The sequence below is a fragment of the Micromonospora sp. NPDC005252 genome, from assembly GCF_042872475.1.
In the GTDB taxonomy this organism is placed as follows: Bacteria; Actinomycetota; Actinomycetes; order Mycobacteriales; family Micromonosporaceae; genus Micromonospora.
Genome location: NZ_JBIAKN010000004.1, coordinates 563,144 through 581,498, shown reverse-complemented (window position 1 = coordinate 581,498; position 18,355 = coordinate 563,144). Strand labels below are relative to the sequence as shown.

Here is an 18,355-nt window from a genome sequence, read left to right as displayed (position 1 = left end):
TCGGTAGCCGAGAGAAGGAGTGACAGATGGCGACGTTCGTACTGGTGCCCGGGTTCTGGTTGGGCGCCTGGGCGTGGCGGGAGGTGACCGGCCTGCTGCGCGCGCAGGGCCACGACGTCCACCCGATGACGCTGACCGGGGTGGCCGAGCGCCACCACCTCGCCGGGCCGCAGGTGACCCTGCAGACGCACACCACCGACATCGTCCGGCTGATCGAGGTCGAGGATCTGCGCGACGTGCTGCTGGTCGGGCACTCGGGCGGCGGCATGCCGGTGGCCCAGGCGGCCGACGTCATCCCGGACCGCATCGCCCGGGTGGTCTACGTGGAGAGCGGGCCGCTGCCGGACGGCACGGCGCAGTTCGACACGGTGCCGCCGCCGGAGCAGCAGCGGCTGCGCGCGGCGATCGGCGACGGGCACCTGCTGCCACCGCCGGCCTGGGACCCGGCGGCCGACCCGACCAACCTGGCCGGCCTGGACGAGCCGACGCTGTCCCTCCTGCGCGAGCGCTGCACCGCGCAGCCCCTGCGGACGGCGACCGATCCGGTACGCCGCACGGGTGGCCGCCCGGTGCCGACCGCACTGGTCGCCAGCACCTTCCCGCTGGCGGTGGTGCGGCAGATGATCGACGAGGGGCACCCGTTCTTCACCGGCCTGGCCGACGGCCAGCTGCACGAACTGCCCACCGGGCACTGGCCGATGCTCAGCGAGCCGAAGGCGCTGGCCGACGTCCTCGACCTGGTCGCTCGCACCTGAGCGGACGCCCGCACCGGGCGGCGAACGCACCGACCGCCGCCCGGAGGGCCGGTTCCCGGCCGGGCCGGCGTCAGCGCGGAAGCAGGGCGGCGATCTCGGCGACGACCGCCGCCGGGGTCCGGCCGTCGGTGATCACCGTCTCGGTGGCCACCTCGGCGTAGAGCGGCCGGCGCTGATCCATCAGGTGCTTGAGGGTGGCGCGCGGATTGATCGCCAGCAGCGGCCGGCCCGCGCCGAGCCCGACCCGCTTCACCGCGTCGGGCAGCTCCACCGAGAGGTGGACGACCCGATGCCCCACCAGGGCCGCCCGGGTTTCCTCGGCCAGCACGGCGCCGCCGCCGAGGGCGAGCACACCGGTGCCGGCGGCGAGCGCCGCCGCCACGGCGGCCCGCTCCAGGGCCCGGAAGTGGTCCTCACCCTCGTCGATGAAGATCTCCGGGATGCTCTTGCCGGCCAGCTGCTCGATGTCGGCGTCGGTGTCCCGGAACTCCACGCCGAGGGTGGCGGCGAGCGCCTGCCCCACGGTGGTCTTGCCGCAGCCGGGCGCCCCGACCAGGACCACGACCGGCGCCATCAGCGGATGACCAACGCGCCGAGGTAGCCGGCCAGGTTGCGGCGGATCTCGGCGACCGAGTCACCGCCGAACTTCTCGGTGGCCGCCTCCGCCAGCACGAGCGCCACCATCGCCTCGGCGACGACCGCGGCGGCGGGCACCGCGCAGACGTCGGAGCGCTGGTTGATGGCGGTCGCCGGCTCGCCCGTGACGACATCCACGGTGGCCAGCGCACGGTTCAGCGAGGAGATCGGCTTCATGGCGGCGCGCACCCGCAGCGGCTCGCCGGTGGTGATGCCACCCTCCAGCCCGCCGGCCCGGTCGGTGACGCGGCGGACGCCGGTGGCCGACGGGATGATCTCGTCGTGCGCCTCGGAGCCGCGGGAGCGGGCCTGCTGCCACCCGTCGCCGATCTCCACCCCCTTGATCGCCTGGATCGACATCAGCGCCGTGGCCAACCGGGCGTCGAGTTTGCGGTCCCACTGCACGTGACTGCCCAGGCCCGGCGGCACCCCGTACGCCAGCACCTCCACCACGCCGCCGAGGGTGTCGGCGGCCTTCTTCGCGGCGTCCACCTCGGCGACCATCAGGGCGCTGGCCTCCGGGTCGAGGCAGCGCAGCGGGTCGGCGTCGATGCGGTCGGCGTCGGACGGGGTCGGGCGCAGCCCGGGCTTCGCGGCCACCGGCCCCAGCTCGACGACGTGCGAGACGATCTCGATGCCCAGGGCCTGCCGGATCAGCGCCTTGGCGACGGCGCCGACGGCCACCCGCGCGGCGGTCTCCCGGGCGCTGGCGCGCTCCAGGATCGGCCGGGCGTCGTGGTGGCCGTACTTCTGCATGCCGGCCAGGTCGGCGTGGCCGGGCCGGGGGCGGGTCAGCGGCGCGTTGCGGGCCTGCCGGGCCAGCTCGTCGGGGTCGACGGGATCGGCGGCCATCACCGTGCGCCACTTCGGCCACTCGGAGTTGCCCACCCGGATCGCCACCGGGCTGCCCAGGGTCACGCCGTGCCGCAGCCCGCCGATCACCTCGACCTCGTCCTGCTCGAACGACATCCGGGCACCACGGCCGTAGCCCAGCCGACGGCGGGCAAGCTCGCCCGCGATCTCGGTGGTGCTCACCTCGATGCCGGCCGGCACCCCCTCCATCAGCGCGACGAGGGCGGGACCGTGCGATTCACCTGCAGTCAGCCAGCGCAACACAGCGGTCAGTCTGTCACGGCGCGCGACGGGCGCGTCGCGCTGCCCGCCTCGTCCCGCCCTGCGGACGGCCGGGACCGTCCGCAGGGCGGCTCCGCGCGACGGATCAGATGCCCCGGCCGCGCTTGTGCAGGGTGCGCAGCACCGCGTCGGCCCGGACCACCCGACCGGCGACCGCGAGCGCCAGGTAGGCGCGCGGCTCGCGGGGATTGCTGCGCAGGGTGCGTCGCGCCCAGCGCAGCGCGCCCCGGCGGTCACCGGAGGCGGCCTGGGCGAACGCGATCTGCCCGGCGACGCGGGCCGCACCGGCCGGCTGGGTGGCGAACTCCGGGTAGCGCCGCAGCAGCCACTGCAACGCCTCGGAGATGGTGTCCCAGCGCTGCGCGAAATACGAGCGCTTGTGCCAGCGCACCAGCACCGACGGGGTCGGCAGGTTGATCAGCGGCGCGCTGCGGGCGGCCCGTAGCAGAAATTCGTAGTCCTCCGCGTAACTGCCCGGAATCTCCTCGTCGACCAGGCCGAAGCCCTCGCGCAGCGCCGTCGCGCGGATCAGGAAGGTGGACGGGTGCAGCTCGGTCAACCGGTCCCGCAGGAGGTCGTCGAGGGTGATCCGGTCCTTGTCGAGCACCCGGTCGACGGTGTGCCCGTCGTAGCTGACGCGGATGCCGCAGCAGACGAACTCGGCCGCCGGGTCGGCGGCCAGGGCGTCGACCTGGGCGGCCAGCTTGCCCGGCAGCCACTCGTCGTCGTCGTCGCAGAACGCGATCAGCTCACCCTCGGCGGCGAGGGTGCCGCTGTTGCGCGCCCCGGCCAGCCCCGGCGCGCGCCCGTTGCCGATGACCCGCACCGCCCGGTCCGGCCCGGCGAGGGCCGTCAGCGACTCGTCGGGCGTGGACTGGTCGAACACGACGACCGCCTCGATCCGGCCGGGGTACTCCTGGGCGAGGATCGCCGCGAGGGCGGCGCGCAGCAGCTCGGGGCGGTCCCGGGTGGGCACCACGACGCTGACGCTCGGCTGTCTGGTCATCTGGTCTCCTCCGTACCCTGGCCGGGTCGCGGCCCCCTCCGCCAGCGGGGTCGGCGCCGGGCCGACCGGGCCACCAGGTCATCCACGATCTGCCCGACCCGGGCGACGGCCGCGCGCCGGGCCTCGTGCGCCGCCGGGTCGGCGGCCACCGCGTACCGGGACGGGTCGGCCTGCCCGGCGGCGAGCGCGTCGTGCAGCGCCTCCCGGGTCTCGCAGAGCGCCACCAGCCCGGCCGCGCCGAGCCGACGCGCGAAGAGCTGCTGGTGGTCGTCGACGTGCTCACCGCGCGACGGGTCGCGGGGCACCACGATGGGCAGGTGCCCGTGCCGGCGGGCCTCCAGGATCGTCGCCGGGCCGCCGTGACACACCACCAGGTCCGCGTCGGCCATCGCCTGTTGCAGGGCGTCGTGACCGAGGAAGGGCACCGCGCCCGGCAGGGGCGGCGCCGTGGTGTGACCGTGCTGCAGGGTCAACCCGACCGGGCCGGACTGCGCGTGCCACTGCGTCAACCAGTCCACGAGCCGGTCGAAGGGATGCTTGTCGGTGCCGACCGCGACGAGCAGCCGGGTCTGCTCGACGTCGGTGGTGTCGCGCTGGCGCGGCAGCCGGGACGGATCGGCGACGGTGTCGCGGCGGGCCGTGCCCGTCTCCCCGCTCACAGCAGGGTCCCGACGACGGTGGCCTCCGGGTACTGCCGGCGCTGCTCGTCCCACTGCACGAGCATCGCGGACAGGAACGGCCGGCAGAGCCGGGCGGTCAGCGTCGGGGTGTCGATCCGGTCGTACACCTCGATGTAGACGGTCGGGATGCGACGCAGGCGGGCCAGCACCACGAACGGCACGGCCACCCCGGCGCCGGTGGTGACCACGGCGGCGACCCGCCGGCCCCGCAGCACCCGCCAGGCCAGTCGCGCGTTGCGCAGCAGGTTCGGCACGTTGCGGGTGGTCGGGTGGTGCGCCGGCACCAGATCCTCACCGGCCAGCAGTGACACCGCCTCCGGGGTGTCGAAGGTGACCCAGCAGCGCCGCCACCGTTCGTACCAGGGCCGCAGGGCAAGTAGTTGGGCCAGGTGGCCGCCGCTGGATCCCACCAGCAGCAGCACCGGCGGCTCGTCGTCGTTGTTCGTGTCCACGCGACTCCCCACAAGTCAGCTTGGAATTCCGATTCACGCCAGGCAGAAGCAGATCACAGGTTTTCCGGTCGTTGAATAGCGCGACCGGGCGAGGCGACGATCTCCACTCGGCGTCGTCAGAGCCGCTGTCGGCCCCGCAGCCCATCGATCGTCATCACGACCTGCCATTATGTCGTCACTCTGCGACGCGCACCCGGCGTCGCGTTGTCTCCAGTTCAGTCGCTATGTCGTTTCTCGATGACGTCCAACAGTGCGGGATGCAGCGCGCCGTTCCACCCGGCGCCGGCGTCCGCCAGCCGCCACGTCCGCAGCCACATCTCCAGCAGGTACGCGTCGGCCACCAGCCGGCACTGCGCCGGGCCCAGGCCGAGCCGCGCACCATGCCGGCCCAGCTGCCCGTCCACCGCCACGGCGGCCACCGCGGCCGGTTCGGCGCGCAGCACCAGCGACCGCTGGAAGGCGTCGTGCGCCAGGTCGAAGCCGACCGGCACGTCCGGACCACTGTGCTCCCAGTCCCAGGCCACCAGCCGGCCGTCGTACGTGCCCAGGTTCCAGGGCACCCAGTCGCCGTGCCAGTGGCCGAACTCGACTGCCGTGTCGCCGTGCCGGCGGGCCAGCGCGGCGACCGCGGCGACCGCCCGCGCCCCGGCCGGCCCGGCCGCGGCGGCCCGCTCGGCCTGGGCGGCCAACCGGGTCAGGAACGTCGAGGACGCCAGCGGTCGCGGTGCCCCGGCCGGGGCTCCGCGGCGGGCGACCGCGAGCAACGCCGCGATCCGTGGCGGGTCGTCGGCCGGCACGCCGCGTACGTCCGGTGGCAGCGGTTCGATCACCGCGACCGCCTGGCCGGCCCACGCCGTCTCGGTGAGCAGCCCCGGCGGCACCGGATGGTCGACGACGCCGGTCACCGCGCGCAACGCCCGCAGCGCGCTGGCCTCGGCGGTGACCAGCGCCCGGGTGGCGTCGTTCCAGCCGATCTTCGCGTAGCCGCGCGGACGACCGTCGACGGTGAACAGTTGCAGGGTGGGCTTGACGTTCGGGTCCGGTGGACGGACACCGCACGCGGCCAGCAGCGGCGTACCGCCCAGCGCGGCGGCGAGCCGCTCGGTCAGCAGCAGCTCGGTCACGGGCGCCCCCACCGGCACCGAGACGGTCAACGTCGGAAACGGCGCCAGACCCGCCCCGCCGAACCGGGCCAGCCCACCGAGCGCGGCCCGCAGCGCCCGCACCTTCGGCGGCCGCAACGCGTTGTACGCCAGCAACGACGCCGCGCCGGCCCGGGGTGCGCCCAGCGGCACGAGGAACCGCGCCCGGGCCACCGACGGCACCACCGCGTACCGGGCCACCGCCCGATGCCCGGCCGGCAGCGCGCCACCCACCGTCAGGCCGACCCGGTCGTCCGGGAACACCGCGCGGCTCACCCAGCCCAGCCCGTCCACCCGGGACCGGGGATCGGTGGCCGGGGTGACCCCGGTCGTCACGCCGCCCGGTCCGCCCAGTCGAGGTCCAACCCGAGCCGCTCGCGCAGCGCGTCGTTGTACGGGCGGTAGTAGTCGGTCAGCTCGGCGCGGACCGCCGGCTCCAGCGGCGCGGAGCGCCGGTCGTTGTAGACCTTGAAGTTCGGCAGGTCGTACGGGGGCAGCCCGAGGAAGTCGAGGGTGCGCCGGTACGTGGCGCGGGAGTCGCGGTACAGGTCCTCGCTGGGCAGGAAGAGGATCTGCTCGGAGTCGAAGCGTTCCAGCCACGGTTCCAGGTGCTCCAGGTAACGCCCCCGGGCCCGGTACGTGTACCAGTCGTACGCCTCGCTGAACGCCTCCGGCTCGGCGATGAGCCGCTCCCGCTCCCCCGCTGTGCGCTCCGGCTCGGCGGCCAGCGCGGCGGCGAAGTCCAGCGGCTCGATGCCGTGGGTGCGGCGCTCCTTCCAGTGCGAGTACGCCCGCTCGACCGGGTCGCGCAGCAGCACGATCAGCTTCACGGTCGGCAGCAGAGCGGCGACCCGCTGCGCGGCGAGCGGGTGGAACATGTAGAGCGGGGCGGCCTCGCCGACCCGGACCGGCCCGCCGTGCCGCTTCGCGAGGGCCTCGCGCTGCCGCTCGGTCGGGAAGTGCGAGCGGTACCACGCCTCGCCCCGGCCCCAGTGCTCCTCGAAGTAGTGCGCCGACTTGGTGTTCCAGGCGGGAAAGAGCCGGGGCACCAGGGGGTGCTGGATGAGGTAGTTCCACAGGGAGGTGGTGCCGCCCCGCTTGGTGCCGATGATCAGGAAGTCCGGCAGGGGTCGCCGGTCACTGGTGCGGACCCCGTAGTCGACCAGGGACTCTTTCACCCGGGTGGTCACCTGGGTCGGCACCAGCTGCTTGACCCGGTCACGGATGGACGCCACGATGGCCCTCACCTGCCTCTCGTCGATTCCGGGCCGACCCCGGCGGCCGTGGCCGCGTCGTCGGATCCACGGATCTGCCTCATGGTCACCCGGATGCCGGCGCGCACCCGGGGCAACGTCAACAAGCCGACGCAACCGGCCAGCAGCACGCCCAGCGACACCGCCAGGCCCGGCAGGCCGCGGCCCCCGGCCAGCACGCCGATCCCCGCCGCGAGGCCCACACCGCCGAGGGTGGCCGCCGCCGCGCGCAGCGTCGCGGCGTCGACCAGCGGCTCGGCGACCACCGCGCGGGCGAACGCGGCGGCGGTGAGGTTCTCGGTGGCGATGCCGGCGGCCCAGGCGAGCGCCGCGCCCGTCGCGCCGTGCCCGGGGATCAGCCAGAGCCCGAGCGAGACGGTCACGGTGAGCCCGGCCAGCGTGGACACCAGGTGCAGCCCGCTGCGCCCGCCCATCAGCAGCAGGCTCTGCACGTTGCCCACGCCGGTGTTCACCAGCATCGCCAGCGCGAGCACCGTCATCGCCGGCACGCCGGCGGTGAACTCCGGGCCGAACAGTTGCAGGAACGCGAGCGCGAACACCGCGAGCAGCAGGTACACCGGCCAGGACAGCACCAGCCCCCAGGTGGTCAACTGCCGGTGCACGGCCGCCGCGGCGGCCCGCTCACCACGCCCCAGCAGCCGGGACAGCTGCGGTGACACCGCCACCCGCAACCCCTGCATGGCGAGCTGGCCGGCCAGCACGTACCGGCCGACCGCGCCGAACACGCCCGCGTCGGCCGGCCCGGCCAGCACCGACGTCAGCAGCACCCCCACCCACATGCTGCCCGCGTCGATGGCCGCCGAGGCGGCCCGGGGCAGCGCGAAACGCCAGAACTTCGACCAGTCGGCCCGGCCCGGTCGCAGCGCCGCGCCCCGGCCCAGGCCGAGCGGGCGGGCCACCAGGGTGAGACAGGCCAGCAGCGCCAGCACCGCCGGCACCAGCCAGCCGGTCATCCCGGCGAGCAGGCCGCCGCCGGCCAGCGCGGCCGCGCCGACCAGCGCCGGGCGGGCCACCGGCAGCAGCAGGAACTGCACGCCGACGTACGCGCGGATGGGTCGTACGCAGCGCAGCGCGGCCAGCAGCAGGGTCATCGCCACCACCACCGGCACGGCGGCGAAGGTGAGCGTCAGCAACGCGTCGCCGCCGTCGCCCGAGCCCCGCAGCAGTCGGGGGGCGAGCGCGTCGGCGCTCAGCACTCCGACGCCGGCGACCACGAGCCCGGCCAGCAGCGGGGGGATCAGCGCCACCGGAAGCACCCGGGCCGCGTCCCCCCGGACTCCGAGACGACGCCGGGGCAGCGCCCACATCAGACCGGTCTCCGCGCCCAGCGTGCAGACCGCGGTGGCCACGGTGACCACGCCGATGGCGGCGAAGAACGCGCCCGCGCCGGCCGTTCCGTACCCCCGGGTGATCACCACGGCCAGCACGAAGCCGAACAGTCCGCTGGTGGCGGCGCCGAGCAGGCCGGCCACGCCGCTGCGGGCGCTGCGGCGCGTCTCCGCCGCGCCGATGTCGACCGTGCCGGCAGCGCCCGCGCCCGAGCGGTGCGGGCCGTCGGGGCCGGCGCCGGCCGGTGGCCGGGTGGCGGCGGTCATGCCGGCACCGCCGTACCGGGCGGGCGCGGCGGGCCCTGCCGCTGCGCGCTCGCCAGCCGTTCCCGTTCGGCGAGCGCCATGGCGAAGGCGACCGCGAAGAACGCGACCGACAGGTTCTGGTTGGCCATGCCGTAGAACGGGACCTGCACGAGGCAGACCACCGGCACCACCGCCAGCCACTGCCCGGCCGCCGAGGTCGCCCGCGCGCAGATCACCGCGGCGGCGACGAACCAGGCCAGAAAACACACCAGCGCCGGTACGCCGTGGCTGAACAACACCATCCACAGCTGCCCCTGGGTGCCGATCGGCGCGGCCGCGGAGACCGTGTCCACGTTCACCGGAGCGCCGTAGCCCAGCCACGGCGAATCCTGCACACGGCGGATCACCTCCGTGTAGAGCGACAGGCGGTCCGTGTTGGTGTCACTGGAATCGACCCGCTGGCTGATCAGGTCGGTGATCGGGATGACCAGGGTGGCCAGCGCGCCGATCACGACCACGCCGACGATGGACGCGGCGACCCGCACGTTGCCGCGCATGCTGGCCCGCACCCCGAGCACCGCGAGCCCGGCGCCCAGGCTGAGGAACATCGCCCGATTCAGCGTGAGGAACGCCGGCGCCAGCGACAGCGGCAGGGACGCCAGCAGCATCCAGCGCAGCAGACCCCGACGGCGCAGCATGGTGTACGCCACCACACAGGGCAGGGTCATGGCGTACGCGCTGCCGTAGTTGTTGGTGTACGAGAACGGCGCGGCCGGCCGGTAGATCGGGTTGAGCGAGCGCTCGCTGTACTCCGCGGTGGTCAGGTGCACCATGTCCTGGATGAACGGGGTACGAGCCACGCCGGCGGGCAGCAGCACCTCCATCGGGGTGGTCATCGCCAGCCGGGGCACCAGCACCCCGAGCCAGCCCAGCACCACCAGAGCGAACCAGAACGCGCAGAGCGGGGTGAGCACCGCCACCAGGTCGGCGCGTTCCCGAGCGGCGGCGTAGACGTAGACCCCGACCACCAGCGCGGTCAGGTAGAAGGCCAACCGCAGGGCGAACGTCAGCAGCGAGGCCGGCGAGGACAGTTGGGTGGCGCTGACGACCACGATGGCCAGGAACAGCAGCCAGCTGCCGGCGGCCGGCGGCAGCGGCACCCGACCCCGGGTGAGCAGCAATGCGAGCAGCAGCGCGCCCAGCAGCGGCCAGCCCAGGTAGAAGGCCCCGAGCGACCACCAGAGCGGCACCAGCCCGAACATCAGCGCCAGCGGCCAGAGCGGCAGCCGGGCGGGGGGCGGAGGCGGTGGCGCCGGCCCGAGGGGGGCGGCGGCGTCGCCGGGTGGCGGCTCGGTCGCCGGGGCGCGGGTGAGCGACACCGGTCAGACCCGGCCGTTGCGGGTGAGCACGAAGCCCAGCGGGGTGACCCCGGCGGCGCGTAGCCGCTCGACGAGCCGCCGCAGGTCACTCTGCCGGGTGCGGTCCCGCTCGATGACCACCACGGCGCTGCCCTGGCGGGCCACCGCCACGCCACGCTCGTCGGACTCCGCAGGTGGGGCGTTGAACAGCACCAGCCCGTGGTCCGCGCCCTGCCGCCAGGTGCCGAAGCGGACGCTGCCCACCCCCACGGTCACCTCGTCCGCCGACGTCGGCCGGCCGTTCTCGGCGTGGCCGGACGTCACCCGGGGCAGGGTCAGCGTGGCGTCCGGGTCGGTGGACGGACGGGCGCCGGGCGGGTGCGGGGAGGGCCGCCGAGGCGCCGGGCTCTCCGCGGTGGCGCCGGCCGGGCTCGGAGCGCCGGCCGGGCGGGGCTTGGGCACCAGCGGCCGGGACGGGTCGACGGGCAGCCGCCCGCGGTCGGCGAGGACGGCGGCGCGCAGGCGCTCCACGCGCCCGCTGTCGTCGGCGACGAAGACCTCCCGGCCGTCGGCGGCGAGCGCCACGGCCAGCCCGGCGGTGAGGGCCGTGGCGTCTTCCCGGGCGGTGACCAGCGCGACCCGGGCCGGTTGGCGGACCCGCTCGGCGACCGCCATCGCCACGTAGCGGATGTCCGCGTCGACGGCCCGGGGGCTGCCCCGAAACGCCGGCCGACGCACCGTGCCGAGCAGCGGCAGGCCGCTGGCGTCCCGACCGTCGTTGACCGAGCGGACCCGCCGGTCGGTCGACTCCCAGGCGTACGCCAGCACGACGCCGATCAGCGCGCCGCCGAGCAGGCCGGCGACCAGGTAGAGCGGCCGGTGCCCGGCGGAGGTGGCCAGTGCCCGCTCGGCGGTCTGGGTGACCCAGCCGGGGTTGACGTCGACCGCGGCGATCTCGGTACGGGCGGCGTTGAGCTGGGTGAGCTGGTTGTTGATGCCGGACAGTTCGGCCAGCGCGGCGTCGCCGGCGGCGGTGCCCTTGGCGCTGCTCACCCGCTTCTGGACGGCGACCTGCTGGGCGGCGACCTTGGTGATGCTGGCGTCGTAGGAGCGCAGCATCTCGGCGCGCTGCTGCTCGTACATGGTGCGCCGCACGTCGAGGTACGCCTGCGCGGCGAGGTTGGCCCCCTGCACCGCCCGCTGCGCGTCGGGCGCCTGGTAGCTGAAGCGCAGGATCTGCCCGCCGGTGGGGACCTCGACCTCAAGGGCGTTGCGGATCTCGCGCGGGTCGCCGCCGGCGGCGTCGGCGAGACGTTGGACCACCTGGGTGCCGGTGGCGAGACCGCTCTCCACGTTCATGTTGACGGCGCGGTCGGCACCCGCACCGCTGGGGGTGAAGGCGTCGGTGACCACCGGGCGGACCGCCACCACCGCGCTCGCGGTCACCGCCGCCGGCACGAGCAGCACGTAGCCGAGGGCGGCGAGCAGGCCGACCAGGGCCACCGCGACCACCAGCCGCAGCCGGTGCATCGGCACCCGCAGCAGGTCGGTGAGCGTGACGGTACGGGCGGTGCCGGCGGACGGGCCGTCCGTCGGCCAGGAGGCGGGCGTCGTGTCAGTCATGGAACTTCTTCACCGTCTGTTGAGGATTGCCGACGACGACGACGCCCGGTGGCACGTCCGCGCGCACCACCGTCGCGGCGCCCACGACGCTGTTCCGGCCGACCCGGACCCCCTTGAGGACCAGTGCGTGCGCGCCGATCCACACGTTGTCCTCGAGGACGATCGGGGCGCGCGTGGCCGGGCCGGGCGGGGCGTGCCGCTGCTCGGGCGGCAGGTTGTGGAAGTCGTTGTCGAGGAGTTCGCAGTCGGACAGGAGGCACCGGTCTCCCACCGTCACCGACGTCCAGGTGCCGATCCAGGTGGCGTTCAGCAGACAGTCGGCGCCGATGCGCACCTCGCCGGGGCCGGCGAAGCGGACCAGTTTGTTGAGGCGGCTCCGGTCGCCGATGCTGACCCGTACGCCCCGGCGCAGCCGGATCCGACCTCGGATCTCCACGTCCCGGCCGAGCGTGAGCCGGCGGTAGCGCAGCCTGTACCACGCGCGTTTGAGCGCGAAAACCAGGTGCACGGCGCGTTTCGCGCGGATGCCAGCGGCGCCGACCAACGACCCCTCCCCCACATCGTGGGGTCGGCGGCGGTGGTCCCGCCGCCGACCCAACGCGAACAATCTACCGATGCTCCGTTACCAACGGTTGACCGTTACTGCACGGAGAAGAACATCGAGGGGGTAGACCAGGACAACTCGGGCGCCGCTGTGGCGATGACCGTCGCCGTGGCGCCGTTGACCACGGCGGTCGGCGCGGCCGTCGGGTCGAACGGCACGCTGCGCAGCGTGCCGTCGGTGGCACCGTAGACGATCCGACCGCCGACCCAGGCCATGCCGCGCACAGCCGACCAGGTGACACCGGTGGTGGGCAGCGCGAACTCGGTGGCGCCCAGATAGTTGCCGTCGATCTCGAAGTAGCGGTAGTAGAGGTTGTTGGTGCCGGTCCGGGTGTAGTAGAGCCGGCCGTCGAGGTAGAAGGCCCCGGTCAGCAGCGCCGGGTTGAACCAGTCGTTGTATCCGGACGCCTCCCACGGCGACCCGATCGCGCCGCCATTGAACAGCGAGACGTCGATCCGGCTGCCGGTGGGCGTACCCGCGACGGTGTGCGCCCAGTAGATCCGGTCGTCGACCCGCCAGGTCGCGCCGGCCGCGGTGTAGGCGGGCTGGCTGACCACGGTCGAGGTGCCCAGCGCGGCGCCGTCGAACGGCACCTTGGTCACGGCGCCCGGGGCGGTGGCCAGGTAGAGGTTGCCGGTGGTCGCCGACGGCGGGTTCTTCGCGGTGAACGTACGCCCGCCGGCGAGCGGGAACATGCCGAGCCGTCCGTGGTACTCCTCGCCCATGCCGTCGGAGTTGTGCCCGAAGTAGAGGCCGTCCGAGCCGCGCCAGAGCACCGGCACCGCGGAACCCCAGGCGGTGGTGCCGGCGGGCATCGAGGCGCTGCCGCTGCGGCGCGGGTTCCAGTTCACCGGCAGGCCGGTGGCCGGGGTGACCGCGCCGATGCCGAGCCGGTCGATCGCGCCGTTGCCGGCGGCGTCGTTGGCGTTCGGGTTGTTCAGCCACCGGAAGTGCCCGCCGAGGTAGATGACGTTGTCGGCCACCTCGACCGAGGTGATGGTGTCGTTGCCGGTGAAGTCGACCCAGGTGGCGAGCTGGCCGGCGCCCCGGGCGGGGGTCTCGAAACGGACCAGGGCGTCGCAGTAGGCGGTCGGCCAACCGCCGCCGCCGTTGGAGCCGACCACGAACCAGCTGCCGTCCTCGCCGAACCGCACGTCCTGCACGTAGTGCACGAACGTCGTCGGGGCCGCGCACGGCGGCACGTACTTCTCGGTGCTCCAGTCCAGCACCGTCGGGGTGCCGGTGAGGTCGACAAGCGCGATCTGGTTACGCGGCAGGTCGTTGACGAGCGTGAAGTTGCCGCCCAGCACCAGGGTGCCGCCGTCCGGCGTGACGTCGATCGTCCACACGTACGACGTGGTGCCGTGCCGTCCGACGGTGGCGTCGACGGCGAACGTCGGGTCGATCGCGCCGGTCGTCGCGTTGAGCCGGCCGAGGCCGGCGTGCGCGGTGCCGTTGAGCCAGTTGAACGCGCCGGCCACGTAGAGCGAGTTGCCCGACAGGACCAGGTCGCGGACGGTGCCACCGTCGGAGCGCCCGACCCAGCTGTCGATGATCGCGCCGGTCGCGGGGTTCAGCGCGACCAGGTTCTTGCGGGAGACACCGTTGACGTTCTTGAAGGCGCCGCCGACGATCAGCGTCCCGCCGGGGCCGGCGAGCAACGTGTTGACCGCGCCGTCGAGCACCGGCAGGAAGCTCGTGGACATGGTGCCGGTGGTCCGGTCGTACGCGAAGAGGTAGCGCTGCGTGATCCACGCGGAGCTGGCGGTCTGTCGCAGCTGGGTGAAGCTGCCGCCGACAAAGACGGTGTTGCCGACCTGCGCGAAGGCGCGGGTCTCGCCGTCGCGGGCGTGCGGGGTCGTGTCGCTGGGATTCGCGGACACCAGGGTCGCGGGCCCGGGGACCGGCACCACCGCCGCCGAGGACACCGAGGGCACGCTGAGCACCGCGGCGACGACCGCCAGAGCGACCACCCCCGCCCGAGTACGACGTCGTACTGACAAACGCCACAAGTGCGAGAGTTTGGGCACGCTGCGCCTCCAAGATGGATGAGAACCCGAGGTAGCGTGCCTCGCCCAGCCTGGTAGGCGCATCCGCCGATTGGGCGGTGCCTGAATCTGCTAGCCGACAGAACGCCGGAGGATCAGTTGGCTGACCCTCGATGAACGGCGTGCGTCGTCACGGTGTCGTCATCTCGTCAGCGGCTACCTCCGGTGGGCTGGCGCAGGTACGCGTCCTTGCCGGCCTGGGTGAAGCCGGCCACCGCGGAGGCATCGTGGTTCATCGTCATGTCACAGGTCGCCGTGCGGCTGGTCATGCCCGGCGAGTTGAAGTAGATGGCAGCCTTGATCTTCGGGTGGGCCTTCAGGGCCGCCGGGAACTCCTGGAACCAGCGCTGCTTGGCCCCCGGGTCCTTGGCGTCGAAGTTCGTGCCGAACTCGGCGAGCATCCGCGGCTTGCCGGCCCCGATGCCGTTCTCGTCGAGCCAGCGGTAAAAGCCGTCCACTGTGGTGCTCGGGCTCTTCCACACGGTGCTGCCGTTGCAGACGTGGAAGTTGTACGGGTCGTAGGCCACCCAGTCGACATACCGGTCGCCGGGGTAGAGGCCGGCGTACCGGGAGTAGTGCCCGGACCAGCCCATCATCGTCCAGACCCAGACGGCGTTGTCCGCGCCCGCCTTGGCGAACCGCTCGTACACGTACTTCCAGGCCCGGACGAAGTCGGCGTCGCTGCCCTTGCCCGGCTCGTCCTCCGGCTCGTGGTCGAAGCCCAGGAACACCGGCACCTTGGCGTCGCGGATGCGACCGGCGACCGCGTCGATGGTGGCGTCCTGCCGGCCACTGTAGATCTCGGACCACTTCAACGTCGTGCCGGCGGAGAAGTCGCGGGACTCCCAGGCGAAGAACATCAGCCGCCCCTCGCGCATCTGCTGGGTCTCGTACGCGTCGGGGAAGGCGCCGTTGCTGCCGGCGTTGGAGAAGTCGTGGTAGCGGTGCACGATGTCGAACTTGCGCCCGACCTGCGCCTCGACGTCGGTGATCGCCTTGCCGTGGTCCCAGCCGCTGCCCGCGTTGGCCGGTGAGTACATCCCCCACCAGGCGCCGCAGGACGGCACGAGCGTGTCGGACACCTGGCCGCACTTGCCGGACGGGAGGGTGGGGCTCTGGGTCGGGGTCGGCGTACGAGTCGGCGCGACCGTCGGCGTGGGCCGGGGCGCGGCGGTCGTCGGCGCGACCGTCGGCGAGGGCGGCGGCGCCGGTCGGGTGGTCGGCGCCGACGTCGGCCCGCTGCCGAGGTCGTAGCTGATCACCAGGCTGGGTCGCAGCTCCGGGTTGCGGTTCTCGACCGACGCCCAGTAGACGCGGGTCTCCAGACCGGTCTGGGCGAGCGACACCGTCCAGGTGCCGTTGCCGGTGACCAGCTTGGAGACGTCCCACTCGTTGACGCCCTTGGCCACGCCGGCGACGGTGTCCAGCGCGGGGCTCGCCGTCGCCGGGGCCGGGCGCGTCTCGCGGGCGCTCAACGACGAGGCGTGCGCGGTCACCGTGGCGGCGAACTGCTGCCAGGCGTGCATGCGCAGGGTCGCCCGGACGTTGACCGCGGCGGCCGGCACGGTGGTCACGGCGAACTCGACGACCGCCTCGCGGCCACCTCGCGGGTTGCCGTCGCAGCGCGCCGGGCAGGTCGCCAGGGTCGTCTTGGTGGCGTTGTCGCCGTCCTGCGTCACCATCGTCGCGGTGGTGTCCGCCACCGCGCGGATCGACAGATCGTCGCTGGCCAGCAGCGGCATCATGGTCGCCACGATGCCGGCCACCACCGCACCGCCGACCACGCCGATGGCGATCGCCTTGCGCCGGGGACCGTTGCGGAGCCGGGTGATGCGGTGCAGTCCATGCCTGGTCAAGGAGAACTCCCTGTGTCTGCTGCGGTAACCGTGAGCAGCGTATCGACGACCAGGGCATGTCGTGGGCAGGACAGTTTCCCGTAAGCGCGTCTTAACCGTCAGCTAAGGAAGGCGCCCCGACGGGCCGCCATCAGCGCCTCCCGCATCGCCTCGACCGGCGCGGCAACGCCGGTGAACTGCTCGAACTGGCCCACCGCCTGCGCCAGCAGCAGGTCCAGTCCGGACACCACCCGCAGACCGGCCGCGCGGGCGGACGCGGCCAGCGGCGTCGGCCACGGGTCGTACAGCGCGTCGAAGTAGACCCCGTCCGACCGCCACGTCGCCACGCCGGCGAGCGGGTCGGCGACCCCCTTCGGGACGGTGGAGACGACCACGTCGGCGGCGGCGAGGTGCCGGGGCGCGTCGGCCCAGGCACCACCCGCCAGCGCCACGTCGAGGGCGTCGGCCACCGGGCGCAGCTCGTCGACCGCCTCGACCCGGCGGGCCACCACAGTCACCGAGGAGCACGCCAGCCGTGCGGCGGCGGCGAGCGCGGCGCGGGCCGTTCCCCCCGCGCCGAGGACGGTCAGGGTGGCGCCGGGCGCCACCCCGGCCCCGGTGAGCACATCGACCATGCCGCCGACGTCGGTGTTGTCCGCGTACCAGGAGCCGTCCGGACGGCGTACCAACGTGTTGGCCGCGCCGACCGCGACGGCGACCGGCGACGCGGCGTCGGCCACGGCGAGCGCCGCCTCCTTGCCCGGCATGGTCACCGACAGCCCGGCCCACTCGGGGCCCAGGCCGGCGACCAGGGCCGGCAGCTCCGCGGCCGCGCACTCGACCCGGGTGTACGACCACCCGGCCAGCCCGGCGGCGGCGTAGCCGGCGGTGTGGATCACCGGCGACAGGGAGTGCGCGATGGGTTTGCCCAGCACCGCGGCCCGACGGGCCACCACGGTCCGCGTCATGTCCGCCCCCCGTACACGTCGCCTCGACCCTACCCACCGCACCGACCACCGCACCACCCGTCGCCGACCGCGCCCACGGTGTTCGCTTGACGTTCCATCGACGTCGGTGAAAGCATTCGGCGCAGGACGATCGATCGGAAATAGGGGGGAACCATGAACAAACGGATTCTGCGCGTCCTCATCGCGATTGCCGCGGCCTTCAGCCTGTCGTTGATGGCCGCCGCACCCGCGCGTGCGGACAGCGCGGCGGGCAGCTGGTCGGACAACCACGAGCTGTGCGCGTCCAGCTCGTGCGTGCGCGCCGGCAACATCGTGCGCCTCTGGCAGGCCATCATCTGGGCCGACGACCTCAGCGGCACCGTCGGCACCAGCTTCATCGACGGCGAGTACGGCTCCAACACCGCCGCCAAGACCAGGACCTGGCAGGACGTGATGAACATCGGCATCGACGGGTCGGTCGGGCCGCAGACCTGGGGCAAGGCGTACGGCGCGGTCAACCGCAACACCGGCTACGACACGAGCACCCAGACCGGGTACTTCTACTACGGCTACAACCGCACGTTCGCGCTGCGCAAGCAGAACAGCAACGGGGTGTGGACGTTCCTGAACCCGCGCACCGGCTCATGGACCGGCACCAGCCACTGACAATGACGTAAATCGTCTCTCATCAGGGCCAGCGTGAAGGCTCCCTTTCCAAGCCGACCACATTATCGGTCACCATTGGAAAGGGAGCCTTCGCACTGTTGCGGGCGGCGCGGGACGGCTGCCGGTACCGTGTCCGCCGTTATCTGAGCCACCGGCCGGACCGCTACCCGTCAACCGGCTTCGGCCGGTTTCTCACCTGGTCAGGGGAGCGTAGCCACCGACGAGCAGTTGCCGATACCGGTGCGGCAGATCCGGTAGGAGTAGCCCGACCGCGCGAAGGCCGCCCAACCTTCCGACGAGGTGCAGATCGAGTTGCCCTTCCACGACCACGAGCTGCTACCCGGGGCGCGCTCCTGCCAACGGGCGCAGTGCCCATCGGTCAGCGGGTCCCGGGCGTAGAGGTCCCAGTCACCATTCTTGATGTAGACGGCCCGACCTGCGGCACCGGTGGTGCTCCTGGTGACCTCAGCGGCCTGTGCCGGCACTGCCGCGAAGGCAAGCAGCACCATAGCCGTCGAGGCGACCGCTCCAGCTCGCGCCGTCCATCTCTTCGTGGTCACAACCATTCCCCCCGTTCTCAAGACTGTCGATACGGACAGCGGCAGTTTAAGAGGCAGAGGA

Annotated in this window: 17 protein-coding genes; 2 read left to right on the top strand and 15 right to left on the bottom strand. The window is 73.4% G+C overall.

What is annotated here, in order from left to right:
• Positions 1-26: 26 nt before the first annotated feature.
• Positions 27-755, top strand: coding sequence for an alpha/beta hydrolase (locus ACFYPH_RS15705; RefSeq protein ID WP_355067087.1), 729 nt, complete (start codon positions 27-29; stop codon positions 753-755).
• 70 nt (positions 756-825) lie between these two features.
• On the opposite strand, the gene ACFYPH_RS15700 is transcribed toward ACFYPH_RS15705, so the two are convergent.
• The 14 genes from ACFYPH_RS15700 to ACFYPH_RS15635 form a co-directional block, all read right to left on the bottom strand.
• Positions 826-1,329 carry a shikimate kinase gene (locus ACFYPH_RS15700; RefSeq protein ID WP_354863179.1) on the bottom strand — a complete coding sequence of 168 codons (504 nt, stop codon included), beginning with the start codon at positions 1,327-1,329 and terminating at the stop codon, positions 826-828.
• The gene (gene aroC, locus ACFYPH_RS15695) at positions 1,329-2,507 is read right to left on the bottom strand and encodes a chorismate synthase (protein WP_387182239.1); all 1,179 of its coding nucleotides are present in this window, start codon (positions 2,505-2,507) and stop codon (positions 1,329-1,331) included. Before aroC ends, ACFYPH_RS15700 begins: the two co-directional genes overlap by 1 nt.
• A 103-nt stretch (positions 2,508-2,610) precedes the next feature.
• The gene (locus tag ACFYPH_RS15690; RefSeq protein WP_387182236.1) at positions 2,611-3,531 is read right to left on the bottom strand and encodes a glycosyltransferase family 2 protein; all 921 of its coding nucleotides are present in this window, start codon (positions 3,529-3,531) and stop codon (positions 2,611-2,613) included.
• Positions 3,528-4,190, bottom strand: coding sequence for a glycosyltransferase (locus tag ACFYPH_RS15685; RefSeq protein WP_354863193.1), 663 nt, complete (start codon positions 4,188-4,190; stop codon positions 3,528-3,530). The genes ACFYPH_RS15690 and ACFYPH_RS15685 overlap by 4 nt, the downstream gene beginning before the upstream one ends.
• Positions 4,187-4,663, bottom strand: coding sequence for a UDP-N-acetylglucosamine--LPS N-acetylglucosamine transferase (locus ACFYPH_RS15680; RefSeq protein WP_354863194.1), 477 nt, complete (start codon positions 4,661-4,663; stop codon positions 4,187-4,189). The genes ACFYPH_RS15685 and ACFYPH_RS15680 overlap by 4 nt, the downstream gene beginning before the upstream one ends.
• Positions 4,664-4,878: 215 nt before the next feature.
• Positions 4,879-6,141: a hypothetical protein gene (locus ACFYPH_RS15675; RefSeq protein WP_387182232.1), complete on the bottom strand. Its 1,263-nt coding sequence runs from the start codon at positions 6,139-6,141 to the stop codon at positions 4,879-4,881.
• Positions 6,138-7,040: a sulfotransferase domain-containing protein gene (locus tag ACFYPH_RS15670; protein ID WP_355067124.1), complete on the bottom strand. Its 903-nt coding sequence runs from the start codon at positions 7,038-7,040 to the stop codon at positions 6,138-6,140. Before ACFYPH_RS15670 ends, ACFYPH_RS15675 begins: the two co-directional genes overlap by 4 nt.
• Positions 7,041-7,048: 8 nt before the next feature.
• Positions 7,049-8,674: a lipopolysaccharide biosynthesis protein gene (locus tag ACFYPH_RS15665; RefSeq protein WP_387182229.1), complete on the bottom strand. Its 1,626-nt coding sequence runs from the start codon at positions 8,672-8,674 to the stop codon at positions 7,049-7,051.
• The gene (locus tag ACFYPH_RS15660; protein WP_354862972.1) at positions 8,671-9,939 is read right to left on the bottom strand and encodes an O-antigen ligase family protein; all 1,269 of its coding nucleotides are present in this window, start codon (positions 9,937-9,939) and stop codon (positions 8,671-8,673) included. The genes ACFYPH_RS15665 and ACFYPH_RS15660 overlap by 4 nt, the downstream gene beginning before the upstream one ends.
• A 96-nt stretch (positions 9,940-10,035) precedes the next feature.
• Entirely contained in the window at positions 10,036-11,634 is a 1,599-nt protein-coding gene (locus ACFYPH_RS15655) for a lipopolysaccharide biosynthesis protein (RefSeq protein WP_355067082.1), read from the bottom strand.
• Positions 11,627-12,178 carry an acyltransferase gene (locus ACFYPH_RS15650; protein ID WP_354862968.1) on the bottom strand — a complete coding sequence of 184 codons (552 nt, stop codon included), beginning with the start codon at positions 12,176-12,178 and terminating at the stop codon, positions 11,627-11,629. The genes ACFYPH_RS15655 and ACFYPH_RS15650 overlap by 8 nt, the downstream gene beginning before the upstream one ends.
• A gap of 95 nt (positions 12,179-12,273) precedes the next feature.
• Positions 12,274-14,241 (bottom strand): hypothetical protein, encoded by a 1,968-nt coding sequence (locus ACFYPH_RS15645; RefSeq protein ID WP_387182358.1) that lies wholly within the window; start codon positions 14,239-14,241, stop codon positions 12,274-12,276.
• 194 nt (positions 14,242-14,435) lie between these two features.
• On the bottom strand, positions 14,436-16,142 hold the full coding sequence (locus ACFYPH_RS15640) for a glycosyl hydrolase (RefSeq protein WP_354862964.1): 1,707 nt from the start codon (positions 16,140-16,142) through the stop codon (positions 14,436-14,438).
• Positions 16,143-16,240: 98 nt separating this feature from the next.
• The gene (locus ACFYPH_RS15635; RefSeq protein WP_387182226.1) at positions 16,241-17,089 is read right to left on the bottom strand and encodes a shikimate dehydrogenase; all 849 of its coding nucleotides are present in this window, start codon (positions 17,087-17,089) and stop codon (positions 16,241-16,243) included.
• 153 nt (positions 17,090-17,242) lie between these two features.
• Here ACFYPH_RS15635 and ACFYPH_RS15630 point away from each other — a divergent pair, with 153 nt between their 5' ends.
• Positions 17,243-17,734, top strand: coding sequence for a peptidoglycan-binding domain-containing protein (locus ACFYPH_RS15630; protein ID WP_354862950.1), 492 nt, complete (start codon positions 17,243-17,245; stop codon positions 17,732-17,734).
• A gap of 200 nt (positions 17,735-17,934) precedes the next feature.
• Here the strand turns inward: ACFYPH_RS15630 and ACFYPH_RS15625 are convergent, their stop codons facing one another.
• Positions 17,935-18,243 (bottom strand): hypothetical protein, encoded by a 309-nt coding sequence (locus ACFYPH_RS15625; protein WP_354862949.1) that lies wholly within the window; start codon positions 18,241-18,243, stop codon positions 17,935-17,937.
• Positions 18,244-18,355: the final 112 nt, after the last annotated feature.